Origin of the sequence: Roseibium porphyridii, assembly GCF_026191725.2 — a bacterium.
In the GTDB taxonomy this organism is placed as follows: Bacteria; Pseudomonadota; Alphaproteobacteria; order Rhizobiales; family Stappiaceae; genus Roseibium; species Roseibium porphyridii.
Genome location: NZ_CP120863.1, coordinates 84,547 through 97,337, shown reverse-complemented (window position 1 = coordinate 97,337; position 12,791 = coordinate 84,547). Strand labels below are relative to the sequence as shown.

Sequence of the window (12,791 nt, the reverse complement as noted above, 5' to 3'; positions counted from 1 at the left end):
TTTCGGTGTTGGATGTGCTTAGCGGCTCTTTGCGCCGGTCACTTCCGCGACCGCGTCAAAAAATGAACGCTTGGATGGTGTGTTAATTGCCCAGTTGACCGGCACTGACTGATAACCGTCACGGTAGTTGTTTTCACCTTGGTCGTAATAACCCCAGGGGGCATATTCCTCCACGGCCGCGAAGAGGTTGGTAACGGCAATGGAATCTTCGTTGATCACAACAGGCATCGGATGAGCCTTGTAGGCCTCTCGCGCTCTGGTGCGACGAACCACTTCGCGCGTATTGGCCATGTTCATTTCATTGGTATGAACCAATGCAAAGTCTGAGGCCGCCAGAACGTCTTCGGTTGGAATGCCGATTTGCAAGCTGTCCATGTCCTGGAGATCAAGCACGCCGTCGTGTCTCATGTGGTAAGCGCCACCGGCAAACGAAGTGCCTGCGAGAAGCCTGCGTCCATTCTTCGATTGCTCTTTGGCCAGGGTGACAAGCTCGTGTACCCGCGCCGGCTTCAATATGTCATGGGTATAATGAGGAATGTCTGCCTCGTTGTTGATCTCAACGAGTATGTTTTGGTAACCGCTTTCCAGTAGCCAGTTGCAGGCATTGACAACGCCCTGTTTCACAGCCGCTTCGTCGGTCAGATACTTGTCCTGCCCAAAGTAATAGAGTCCGACAATGACGATGACACCGGCATCGTCTGCAGCTCTCAAAAGTCTATAAAGACGATCCATATAGCCAGGTTTCAGATTGCCCTCTGGATCAATTGCGGTGTTAAGCCAGGGTTGAACGGTCTCCGTTTTAGTAATTGGCATACCGCCCTGAAGATTGATGGTGACAGCGTCACACCCATGGGCCTTGTAGTTAGGCAGAACTGCGCAGAATTCAGTCAGATTGCGTTCCGGATCCCAAACGCCGGTGTCAGGATAGGCCCACTGATGACGGGTTTCCGGGTTTTCATCGTCAAAGATTGCTTGAACAACCCTGTTGTTGAACAGGAGGCCCTCAACTTTGTGTCCCTTCCAGCTACGGCCTTGATGAGTGGGCCTGCCGTCGATAAGAAACTTTTCGCCCTGAATCGAGATCTTTGTCATTGCAAACTCACTATGATTTGACGGCGCCGGCGGTCAGGCCACCCACCAGCCATCGTTGGACGAAGAAAAACAAAACCAGAGCGGGGATGGTCGAGGCTACGCACGCGGCCATAAAGGCATTCTGATATTGACCGGCTCCGTCCTCAGCGGCAAAGGTGCCGATGCCGACCTGGATCGTCTGATAGTCGCCTGAAGAAAGCAGCAGACTGGCCCACAGGAAGTCATTCCAGGCATTGAGGAAGGTGAATACGGTGACGGCCGCAATGCCGGGCAGGCAGATCGGCAGGATCACTCTCCAAAAGGCGCCGAAATAGGTGCATCCATCCATCATTGCGGCCTGCTCCAATTCTGGAGGGCATGCCGATTGAAAGTAGCCCCTTAGAAGCAGAACTGCATAAGGAATGGAAAAGCCGACATAGGCGAAAATCAGTCCGCCATAGGTGTTGAGCAGCCCCATCTCCTGCATGAGAAAATAGACCGGAAACACACGCGTTATGGGTGGAATGAGCTGCGTTAGGAGCAGTGTCACAAGAATGAGTGTGGCACCTGGAAACCGGAAGCGGGCAAGGACATAGGCTGCCATGCAGGACACAACGCTGGCGATGAGTGCGGCGATCGTGGAAACAAACAAGGAGTTGCCGATAAAACGTAGCAGCGGAATGATTTGGTTTGCGATCCAATAGGGCTCGAATGAGGGATCGTCCGCCCAAAATTTGGGAGGGATGGCATTCACTTCCGCGGTCGTTTGAAGCGAGCTTTTCACCATCCAGAATATCGGCAGAAGAATGAACACCAGCATGGAGGCAAGCGCGACGAAAATCGCTATGCGGGTGATCCAGTCGCCAAACCTGAAAGAGTTGACATGTGTGTGTGGAACCGGAGCGGTGGCGGCAACACTCATGAGCGATTGTCCTTGGATTGGGCCCACAGGTAAAAGACGGATATGATAGAACACATGACCAGAACGATGCCGCCGGCTGCGGCCGCCTTGCCGTATCGCAGGAATTGGAAACCTTCCTGATATGTCCAGACAGCCAGAACATTGGTCAGATTTCTGGGGCCGCCGCCCGTCATGATGTAGTTCATTTCAAAATGCCCAAAGCCGCCCAGAAACAAGAGAGCAAACAGAACCATCAGGACAGGCTGCAGCATTGGCAGGGTCACATAGCGGAATTTCGCCCAGACACCGCCGCCATCCATTTCAGCGGCTTCGTAAAGACTCTTCGGGATCGACTGCAGCCCAGCCAGCAAAAAGATGATGATGATCGGCAGGCCGTTCCAGCAACGCACTGCAACGATTGAAAGCATCGGTATGCTGAATGGTCCGATCGTATCGCTGTCGGTGAGAAATCGGATCTTGCGTTCGATCAGGCCGGCGTCGAGCAGAATGCTGTTAATCGGGCTCGTATTTGTTTCCAAAAGCCACAGCCAGATTGCTGATGCAACGACAGGGGGGACAAACCATGGGCTGAGAATGATCGTCCGAAGCACCGATCGACCGCGAAATTCAGCATTGACAATCTGTGCAAGAAACAGACCCATTGCAACCGAAATACCGACTGCAAGGACAGTGAATATCACGGTCTGAGATATCGTCTGGAGAAACTTTTCGTTTGCCAGGATTTCTCGATAATTGTCCAGGCCAATCCACCTGGTTCCTTCGTTCTGCAGCGTAAGGAGGTCGTAGGATTGGAACGAAATCAGCATTGTGTCTATCATCGGATAAACACCGAGAACGATCGTGATCGCCAGGGCAGGGGCCACCATGACATAGCAAAATATGTTCTTTTCGTTCATGTCGGGCTACAGGGTTTGAATTTGTGGTTGACCGGTTCGCGGTCACACGTTGCAGGCGCAAGTGGATGAGTAAGCGATCTGCCCCCCACTGGAGAGAGGGGGCAGACGCCCGGGAGGGCTGGATCGCTTCAGCGATCCAGCTGGTCCTGCATTAGGTCCTGAGCAGAACTGATGGCTTCATCCATATCTTCCTGCTCGATCACGACGGAATAGATCATGTCATAAAGGATGCCGCCGGGCTCAGAGGTAGAAATGGCCGACCAGGACGGCGCCGGATGCTGGGAGGTGTGTGCATCTTCAAGCGCCTCGGCCACAACAACTTTGTAAGGCCGGTCGCTCCAGAAGTCAGTCGCCATAACAGCAGGCTTGGTCGCGACAGTTCCCGCTGCCTGGGACAGTTTCAGCATGTTATCGTCCTTGGACAGGTAGGCGAGCCAGTCGACACATTGCTCAACTTTTTCAGAACCGCGCAGGACGCCCAAATATCCCGCTCCTGAAAAGCTTGCACGATTGGCCGGACCTGCGGCACTTCGCGCAAAGGACCATTTCCCGTCCATTTCCGGGTTCTCCGTTTCCAGACGGTTGCCCCACGCTTGCTCCGCGCTTCCGATCATCGCGACCTTGCCAGCGACAAATGCGGGTCTAGCTTTGTACCCTTTCTCGAATGCATCCGGATCGGCGACCTTATGAACATTGACCATGTCGTGCATGAAGGTCAGCGCTTTGCGCATTGCGTCATTGTCGATCGTTGCAGTCTTGCCGTCGTCGGTCATGAATTCGCCGCCTGCCTGCCAGTACAGTGGCATCAGCCAATCGACGACCTTGGCCGCGGACCCGAAGCTGTAGCCCCAGGTTTCAACCTCGCCGTTATCACCGCGTTTTGTCATCTTCTTGGCGGCATCAATCACCTCGTCCCAGTTTTCCGGTGCCTGGGTCACGCCGGCTTCGGCCGCTATGTCGGTGCGATAGAGCTGCGCACGAATGTCGCCTCGCCACGGAACTCCATAAAAGTCTCCTCGCCAGGTCGAATCCTGCAAAGCGCCTTCATAAAAGTCTTCAACAGGAAACTTGGACTTGAAATCATTGATCGGCATAGGGCCGAATTTGTCTCCGCCGATAGCGGAAAAGGAATGAAGCCACCACATGTCGGCACAATCAGGCGCTGCGCCTCCTTGGGCGACTGCCAACCAGGTTTTGCGTGAGGAGGACCAAGGCACGATCTCGTGGTTCACCTTGACGCCGGTTTCTGCTTCGTAGGCTTCTGTCAGCTCTTTGATCGCAGCGGTCCATTTGATCTGGTCACCATAAGTTTGCGTCCAGAACTCTATGCTTTCCGCGCCGGCTGGAGCAGTTGTCAGAAAGCTTGCTGATAGCGTCAGTACAGCTGTGGTCAGTTTCAGCTTTTCCATGGTGTCATTCCTCCATTTCACCAGAAAGGCCGCCCACGCAAGTGTGAAGCGCGCCTAGTTCGCCTCTTCGTCGGCAATTCTGAGACGAAGTAATTCAATGGTTTTTCGGATATGCTGGATCATCAGGCGCTCCGCCTGATCAGGGTTCTTGGCTTCCAGTGCGTCGATGATCGCCAAGTGCTCGGGATGAGTTTCCGCTGGTGAGCGCAAAATGCCTTGCGACAAGGACATGCTCATGATGGCATGAACCGAATCCAGCATTTTGATGAGATTTCCCTGGGTGACCAGCTTGGTCAAATAGGTATGAAACTCGACGTCAGCATCACGGTAAGCTTGCGTATCGCCCGTTTCGACAGCTGGCTGTGCGGCCGTGATAACGGAGCGAAGATACAAAATATGTTTCTGTTCTATCGTCGGCGCCAACAAGCGGCAGATCAGGCCTTCCAAGACGGCGCGCACTTCAAACAGGTCTACGATCTGACGCGTTCCGAATTCAGCCACATAAGCCTCGCTGCGTGACGACATCCGAACGAAGTCTTCGCCTTCCAGTTTTGCAATGGCACTGCGAAGGGGCGTGCGGCTGACACCGAGGCGTTCAGACAGGTCTTCCTGAACCAGTTTTTCGCCGGAGACCAATTCTCCGGCCAAGATCATCTCACGCAATTGGAGATAGACCTCATCCTCCAAAGAGGCCGTTTTCGACCTAATGCGCATAAAACACTCCTGAGAAAGTCTGATCTGCTAGCGACAGTCCGGTTCCCTGTGAGTCGTCAAACGGTGCAATCCTTGACTTTGTCACACAGAATTTCGTCACTGTATTTATTGTATACAGTGGACTCAGTATATACATTGTGCAAGTGTTTTTTTGTTGGCGTTCGGGAAAAGTTCAAGGTTTCTCGGATTTAGAATTCAAGAAAGCGACTTTTTTCAATGCATTAGCGAGGTGTGAGGAATGTCAAACTGGACGACAGTCAACTGTAACGGCGAGCCGAGTTGCCGTCATGAAAACGGCTTTGCGGCATTTGAGGGCAAGCTCTATCTTTTTGGCGGTCGCCGAGTTCAGCCCGTGGATATATTTGATCCAGTAAGCGCAACCTGGACGGCTGCTTCTCCGCCGCCAATGGAAATTCACCATTTTCAGCCCGTTATTGTAGGCAAGGAAATATGGCTGCTCGGCACAATGACGGGCGAGTTTCCGCGCGAAACGCCATTAAGCCATGTGCTGGCATACGCACCGGAGACTGATGAATGGCACTTTCGACATGAAATCCCACCCGCACGAAGGCGCGGGGCGGCAGGGTGTGTGCTGCACACCGACGGCTGGATCTATTTGGTCGGTGGCATCGTTGATGGGCACCACTCCGGAACGCAGGCCTGGTTTGACCGGGTTCACCCTGAAACCGGCGACTGGGAGATCTTGCCCGACGCGCCAAACAAGCGGGACCATGCCCCCTGCGCAATCCTAGGTCACAAGTTGTATTTCTTCGGCGGGCGGGAAACCGGCAGGCACAATGGCATGGACTATGACGGGCTCTTTAAAGCGACGATCGCCGATGTTGATGTCTATGACTTCGAAACCTGTGCATGGTCGGTACACCCGGAACCGTTGCCAATTGAGACCGCCGCTGGAGGGGCCGCGTCAATCGGAAAAAGCATCTACTACGTGGGCGGCGAAGCACATCGGCTCGAAGTATTCTCAGAAATGCAAATTTTTAGTGAGGCAAATGAGAAATGGTCACTTGGACCTGCATTGAACCGAGCTAGGCATGGAACCAATTGCTGCGTCCACGATGGCAAAATCTGGATAGCGGCCGGGAGCGGCGCCAGAGGTGGGGAGCCGGAACTAACCAGCCTTGAATGCATAGAGATCCCTTTGGGCTCGCAGTGAAGCTGGATTTTTTTTGGCTATAGGCGTGAAGGAGGCGAAGCGCTTAGCTGTGCGTCATCGCCTCGTCTTGCCAGGAATCGTATTGCCACCTTTTACGGTTTCAAATGCGGCATTTCGTGAAAGACAGAAGTGTTCCGCCCTGTACAGGTTGCGCGAGAAGTGCTGCTCAAATGCTGGAGCCTGGCTCGTCTTGCCAGTTTGAGGGCACAGCGTTGGTCTCCCGCCAAACAACGTTAAGCTGATACAAAGTAGGAACATCTTGCACGAGCCATTTTTCGCTAAAAGTCCCCAGCAATTGGATAATTTTTGCGATGGAAATCGTCGAATGATTTCCGCTAGCGCCTTTCTGGGGCCAGAACAAGGTTTGTAAAAAAGTCTGCGCTTAGATTGAACATATCAAGAACATCTTTTTTACGAATTAATATGCCTTAACTGGCGATTGACACCACCATGAAGCGCATTTCTGGAAATAATTACTTATGGTTCAAATTTGCACCTTAAGTAATGGCCGCACAACCTATGGCATGTCAGTGGTTTTACAGTAAGCTAGTCTTAATTGTTATTTAACGCCGGGTGAGTTTGAGTGAGATCGCGACCTGAATTTGAACTGTTATGTTTATGTCTAGCCGCCCGAAATTGAAACTCGATAGTCTTGCTCGCAATCAGCACTGAGCTGCCTGTGTATAACCGGATCCGTCCAAAATTTCGTGATGCGAGACAGCCATTTCAAATATTTCGGTCGGTACGCCATTGCATTTACGAAGGATGTTCCTGCTATGGATCGGATGCTTGTTGATCAGGTTGCGTTCGCCAGATGACAGCTTAGCCGGTTTGTCCAGGATCGAGAGTGGGATCTTTATCTTTCCTAGATCGTGAACGAGGGCGCCAACGGTGAGAAGAAATTGCTCATCAGAGTCCAGGTCGAGGGCCATCGATAAGTGGGCCGCATGCCCCGCCACCATCATCGTGTGACAGAAGGTGTGACTATGGTGCAGTTCAACGGCGGATAGCCAGGCGTTTAGTCCTTCGGCTTTGATCGCACTTGCCAGTTCTTCCGCGCCATTCTTTAACTTGGCGAAAGGTAGATCCGCTCCGATCAATGCAGCAGTCGAGAGTTGCGCAAATGAAGAGCAAGCGGCCACAACAGCTTTTTCCATCTCGACGGAACATTCGCTCGAAATCTCCGCATGAGAATAATCCCCGAGGAGGGGACGTAATTCCAAGAGAAGGGCGGCAAACGGTTTTGAGCGATCGATGACCTTTTTGCATTCGAGGGATCTTGCTTGAAGGATGTGTTGTCTGTTTTTGGTGTCCAGGACGCCAATCAGTGAGAACTTCGTGCGCGCGCTCAGCAATTTGAGGTGCTGAATGTGTTTCGTTGTAAGCCCAAGGAAGTCGACAATAACAAAGTCTGAGTTCCGCACCTGCGCATCCAAATTATCGACTTGGACAAGTTGCGCCGGATAAGTTGAAGAAATCTCGAAATACAACCGGCTTGGCTTTCTGAATTCCGCCGCCACCAAATAGATCTGCCGCAATTTCAGCTGCCCTGAACGAATATGCAAATAGGGGGCTTGGCCCCCTCGTTTCCCATCCGTCAAGAATGTGAAGATGTGAGGCAAACCCATGCTTAAGAGCCGACTTGACGCTTTCAGAAGCTACGATTTTCCGAATGCCATTATGCGCATTTATCCAAACCGCACCGTGAAGAGGTTCCCGAAATGGTGCCTAATGATCTCAAAAGACATCACCCGCAGCGAAGCCGCAGACTGTTTGCAACAGCTCAGACGCTTCAACAAAGGGCAAGACCAATGAAAAAATCCGTCTATGCCCGCCCCAATAAACCGATGTTCATTCCCGTCCAGTACAGGAGCCCCGGGGCCACGCCCAAACGGACGCAAATCGATGAGCCGCTGATCATCGACAAAGCCAGCGAATGCCATATCACACCCGCCGATGTCGCCCACCGCATGGTGGGCTATCTCGGGCCAACTGGCGACTACAACACTCTGGAACCGAGCGCCGGGACGGGCGCGCTTGTCTCCGCGCTGCTCGCTTCCGGTCATAGCCCGTCCGGAATCACCGCCATTGAGCGCCACCACAAGCTTGCGGCCAAAGTCGCAACCCTCGGTGTGCCGGTCATCCAGTCCTGTTTTCTGGATTATGCAGAAGAGGCGAAAGGCAAGGCTGCGTTTCCCCGTATCCTGATGAACCCACCCTTTTCAGATGTGCGTAAGCATATCCGCGGCGCTCTGTCGCTCCTGGGCCGGAACGCTCACGCGGAACCGGCCACACTTGTTGCGCTGGTCCCCATCACCTACAATCATGAGGAAGCGGACACGCTGGAAACCCTGCCCATTGACACTTTCTCAAGCTGCAGGGTGCACACCAAGATCATTCGGTTTAAGACATCGAAAGACTGATTCAGTTTTGAGCGGCAGAAGCAGCAGCGCCGGTCCAGCGGCGCGACCGGACCAGATAGGCTAGTCCGGCTGCGGCAACAGCCTTGCCGCTCAAACGGAGAGAAATGTGATGTGGTTTTTACCAATTAGCATTTCCCTTAGCATCAAAAAGACCCGCACCACCTGGACAGTGACGTTGCGGGTCTCAATGATCGCTTAAGGAAAGGGGTGGCGGGGAAACCTGCCATCCCACTCCGGAACCAAATATAAGACATTTTCCCGAAATCGCCAAGCCGCGGCCGTTTTTCAGGCGCATCGAACGCCCGAAAAACGGATCGAGGGGCGCCCCCATGCGGCCCCGCCCCTCAATACTCCCCAACCTACGTATGAAGAAGACCACCAGGAGGGCGGCCTCTGCGGTTAGCCGGTTTTGGTCTTTCGTGTTGTGATTGAATCAATATGAGCAAGACGCCGCGCCCGCGAATACCGAAGATCATCGGCAGCCCGATTGAGAAGCCGATACACCTGGGCCCGCAGCCTTTCTTCAGCAGCTTGCTCAGCGGAAGCGGCCGTTCCGTCTGGTCCGTTTTCCGAGGAGAAGACTTTCAGGCATCTCGTTTGTTGAAGACTTTGATGATTTGCGGCGCGAACATACGCGTCTTGCAGACTTCAGCAACCCTAAAGGGTCCTCCACTTCGTTGCGGCCGCAAGCGGTGCATATGTCTGCTATCCGCCGCGTCTGGTTGCTTTGCAATCATGCAAATTCAACAAAACGGAGACACCCATGAAAAAGATCTTCTCTTACCTGAAATGCACCAGCCGCAACGTCTTTGCCTTTTTCAGCAAGCTGCTGAAAAAGGCCGCAACAACGGCCAGGTCAGCATCAGTGTCGCAATCGGACTACCGCCACTGTTCAGCATTCGCTTCGGATCCAGCGTTCCGCAGCAATCCGACAATGACAACACGAAAGACGCCAAAACCGGCTAACAGAAGCAACCCCGTATCCCTTCCGGTGATCTGCCCCATCTAAGTGGTCCGTTTTGATTGATAGTGCATGACTGGGCTTTGGTCCATCCGGACGATGGTTTCTGGTGCCGGTCGTCGGTAGCCAGTCAGGGTGTGACCCGGGACCAACTCATCTGGACGCAGGACGCCTATGTTCGTGAGGACACCTATCGGCAGGCGCTTGCGACCATCATCAACGCACAGCATCGTTTGCCGATTTCCAGCATCTGGGGCGACGGAACGACATCGAGTTCCGACGGGCATTTTTTCCGCGGAGCCAAGCGCGGTGCCTCGGGCGGCGACATCAATGCCCGTTACGGTGTCGATCCCGGCTTCAACTTCTACACCCACGTCTCCGATCAGCATGGGCCTTTTCATATCAAGGTGATAACGGCCGCAACGCATGAAGCACCCTATGTACTGGATGGCCTGCTCCACCATGGCAACAATCTGTCCATCCTGGAGCATTACACCGATACGGGCGGCGTTTCCGATCATGTGTTTGCCCTGTGCGCCATGCTCGGATTCAGGTTCTGTCCGCGATTGCGCGACTTCCAAGATCGGCGCTTGATCCCGATTTCACAACCTTCCAACTACGGCTCACTTGCACCGCTTCTTGGCAAACGCGTCCGCGCCGATATCATCCGGGATCATTGGGACGACGTGGTCCGGCTGGTTGCCTCGCTCAAGTCCGGTCACGTCGCGCCATCGGTGATCTTGCGCAAGCTTGCAGCCTATGAGCGTCAGAACAAGCTGGACATCACGCTTCAGGAAATCGGCAAGATCGAACGGACCCTGTTCATGCTCGACTGGCTTGAAAATCCGCCCCTGCGCCGCCGGTGCCAGGCCGGGCTCAACAAGGGAGAGCAGCGCCATGCACTGGCTCAAGCCATCTACACCTTCCGTCAGGGGCGCGTCATCGACCGTAGCCGGGAAGCCCAACAGTATCGGGCTTCGGGCCTGAACCTCGTTATCGCGGCGATTGTCTACTGGAACTCGACTTATATGGCGGATGCCATCGAACACCTGCGCACCGAAGGTCATCAGATTGATGACAACTATCTGCCCCATACATCACCGGCTGGATGGGAGCACATTGCCTTTTCCGGTGACTTCCTTTGGGACCGGGCCGCCAAAACATCAGGACGGAAACCGCTTACCCTAACTGGAGATCAACGGGTCGCGTAGGATGTTCCACCTTTGTGCCCGCTTAGCGTAGTCTGGCGGGAATTCAACGCTATGCCCTCAGTTTAAATGTCTCGCTTGAACGGGTGCGAGATATTCAAAATAAGTTCGTTTCTTCAATAGATTAAGTTCTTGACACTGATTTTGGGAAGCTCGCTTCCCGTTCTTTACTTCGTGCGTTTACGAAAGCGCCAGACATACCAAAATTAAAAAATCTCAGCTAATATATTAGATGATACTTGACTTAATCTATTATCTAATAAATCCTGAGCGCAGGAGGAGTTGCCGTGCAGAAGATCAAAGCGACGATTGAGGGGAATGCGTCTTTGGCAGATCAGGCTTATGCCGTTTTACGCGACGCGATTCTAAACAACGTGCTAGTGCCAGGCTTTTTTGCCTCGGAACGGGAAGTGTCCGAACGCTTCAAGCTCAGCCGTACTCCCGTCCGGGAGGCATTGCTTCGCTTGCGAGATGAAGGGCTTGTTGAAGTGCAGCCGCGCCGTGGTGTGCGCGTGCTGCCACTAAGTGTCAAAGACGTCCGGGAAATCCACCAAGTTGCGAGAGCCTTGGAGCTGGAAGCAGCTCTTCTGCTATGCGAGCACGGTGATGCCGGAGCGTTGTCTCAACTGCGAGGACATGCTGCTGACATGCAGAAGGCCATCGAGTTGGAAGACCGTGAAGCCTGGGTGAACGCTGATACCAAGTTTCACCTCAGCATCGTCGCGAGTTCCGGAAACGACCGCCTCGTCCAACAATACAACAGCCTTCGGGTCCTGACCGACCGCGCTCGGCTGTTTGTTCTTCATCTGCGGCCCTTGCCCGAAAAGTCGACCAAGGAACACGTTGAAATGCTTGATGCCATCGAGGCGGGGCAGCAGGCAGAGATTGCGAAATTGTATCGCGCTCACTGGGAGCGAACGACCAACGAAATGATTGAAATAATTGAACGTTTAAACAGATCTCGCTCGGGCGACATGCCTGCGAACGAAATCTTGGTGCCTTGAGTAAAATAGAGGGAGGAATAACATGAAACACATTCTGCTTGCGGCTGCTCTTGCCGCGACCACGGCGCTGACTGCCCCCGCTATGGCTGCCGACGTGACGGTGAAGATTGCAACCGTCGTATCGGGAGATCATCCTGAAAATGTCGGAGCACAGGAGATCAAACGCCTGGTTGAGGAGCGCTCAAACGGCGAGATCGAGGTGCGTGTTTTCACAGACGGACAGCTGGGCAATCAACGCGAGCTCGTCGAGCAGCTCCGTAATGGTAGCCTCGAAATGACATGGGTTACCACTGGGTTTTTCGGATCCTGGGAACCCGTTATGAACACGCTGGAAATCGGTTATCTGTTCGATGACCGCGAACATGCTTTTCGCGCCTTTGATGGTGAACTGGGGAAGGAAGTTGCCGCTCTGATCGAAAAACATGACGTCAAACACCTTGGTTTCTACGAAGCCGGTATGCGTCATGTCACCAACTCCGTCCGCCCAATCAACTCGCCCGACGATCTTGAGGGAATGAAGCTTCGCACTCCAAATGCGAAGTATCACTTGACCTCCGTGGAAATGATGGGCGCCAGCCCGACGCCGATGGCATTCGGCGAACTTTACGCTGCAATGGAGCAGAAAGTCGTCGACGGTCAGGAAAACCCTCTGTCGAACATTCATGCAGCCGCCTTCTATGAAGTGAATGATCATTTGGCACTGACAGGACACCTGCATCTCACCCACATGGTCATGTACTCCGAAGACCAATGGACCAAACTTTCCAAAGAACATCAGGACATTATCGAACAGGCGGTGATCGATAGTCAGCAAGTTCAACGCGATAAGGTTGCGGCCGACGATGCGAGCTTGCTGGCGGTGCTTGAAGAAAAGGGCATGCAGGTCACCCGTCCAGATCGCGCGGCACTTGCGGAAAAAGTCGCTCCACTCCGCGAACAGGCGGTTGAAGAATTCGGCGATCAGGCCAACCGCTGGATCGAACTCATCGATCAGACCCGCTGATTTGAG

General features: G+C 53.5%; 11 protein-coding genes and 1 pseudogene. 6 read left to right on the top strand and 6 right to left on the bottom strand.

All coding sequences use genetic code 11. From position 1 onward, the window contains the following. Positions 1 to 18 precede the first annotated feature (18 nt). From K1718_RS00505 to K1718_RS00485, 5 genes are all read right to left on the bottom strand, one after another. A complete protein-coding gene (locus K1718_RS00505) occupies positions 19 to 1,092 on the bottom strand; it encodes a hypothetical protein (protein WP_265680103.1) in 1,074 nt (357 codons plus the stop codon). A gap of 10 nt (positions 1,093 to 1,102) precedes the next feature. Next, entirely contained in the window at positions 1,103 to 1,993 is an 891-nt protein-coding gene (locus K1718_RS00500) for a carbohydrate ABC transporter permease (RefSeq protein WP_265680104.1), read from the bottom strand. Next, a complete protein-coding gene (locus K1718_RS00495; RefSeq protein WP_265680105.1) occupies positions 1,990 to 2,889 on the bottom strand; it encodes a carbohydrate ABC transporter permease in 900 nt (299 codons plus the stop codon). Before K1718_RS00495 ends, K1718_RS00500 begins: the two co-directional genes overlap by 4 nt. Positions 2,890 to 3,017: 128 nt before the next feature. Next, on the bottom strand, positions 3,018 to 4,298 hold the full coding sequence (locus K1718_RS00490; RefSeq protein ID WP_265680106.1) for an ABC transporter substrate-binding protein: 1,281 nt from the start codon (positions 4,296 to 4,298) through the stop codon (positions 3,018 to 3,020). A 54-nt stretch (positions 4,299 to 4,352) separates the two neighbouring features. Continuing rightward, positions 4,353 to 5,012: a GntR family transcriptional regulator gene (locus K1718_RS00485; RefSeq protein WP_265680107.1), complete on the bottom strand. Its 660-nt coding sequence runs from the start codon at positions 5,010 to 5,012 to the stop codon at positions 4,353 to 4,355. Positions 5,013 to 5,250: 238 nt separating this feature from the next. Between K1718_RS00485 and K1718_RS00480 the strand changes: the two genes are divergently transcribed. Further along, positions 5,251 to 6,186, top strand: coding sequence for a Kelch repeat-containing protein (locus tag K1718_RS00480; RefSeq protein WP_265680108.1), 936 nt, complete (start codon positions 5,251 to 5,253; stop codon positions 6,184 to 6,186). Between the two features lie 662 nt (positions 6,187 to 6,848). On the opposite strand, the gene K1718_RS00475 is transcribed toward K1718_RS00480, so the two are convergent. Then, the gene (locus K1718_RS00475) at positions 6,849 to 7,724 is read right to left on the bottom strand and encodes an HD-GYP domain-containing protein (RefSeq protein ID WP_265680109.1); all 876 of its coding nucleotides are present in this window, start codon (positions 7,722 to 7,724) and stop codon (positions 6,849 to 6,851) included. A 273-nt stretch (positions 7,725 to 7,997) separates the two neighbouring features. Between K1718_RS00475 and K1718_RS00470 the strand changes: the two genes are divergently transcribed. The 5 genes and pseudogenes from K1718_RS00470 to K1718_RS00450 all read left to right on the top strand — a co-directional run bounded on the left by K1718_RS00470 (position 7,998) and on the right by K1718_RS00450 (position 12,785). Then, positions 7,998 to 8,609 carry a methyltransferase type 11 gene (locus K1718_RS00470; RefSeq protein ID WP_265680110.1) on the top strand — a complete coding sequence of 204 codons (612 nt, stop codon included), beginning with the start codon at positions 7,998 to 8,000 and terminating at the stop codon, positions 8,607 to 8,609. A gap of 735 nt (positions 8,610 to 9,344) precedes the next feature. Next, positions 9,345 to 9,575, top strand: coding sequence for a hypothetical protein (locus K1718_RS00465; RefSeq protein WP_265680111.1), 231 nt, complete (start codon positions 9,345 to 9,347; stop codon positions 9,573 to 9,575). A gap of 108 nt (positions 9,576 to 9,683) precedes the next feature. Then, positions 9,684 to 10,781: pseudogene (locus K1718_RS00460) on the top strand (Tn3 family transposase); the annotation flags it as partial. 284 nt (positions 10,782 to 11,065) lie between these two features. Continuing rightward, complete coding sequence (locus K1718_RS00455; protein ID WP_265680112.1) at positions 11,066 to 11,782, top strand: GntR family transcriptional regulator; 717 nt, start codon at positions 11,066 to 11,068, stop codon at positions 11,780 to 11,782. 22 nt (positions 11,783 to 11,804) lie between these two features. Continuing rightward, a complete protein-coding gene (locus K1718_RS00450; protein WP_265680113.1) occupies positions 11,805 to 12,785 on the top strand; it encodes a TRAP transporter substrate-binding protein in 981 nt (326 codons plus the stop codon). Positions 12,786 to 12,791 lie beyond the last annotated feature (6 nt).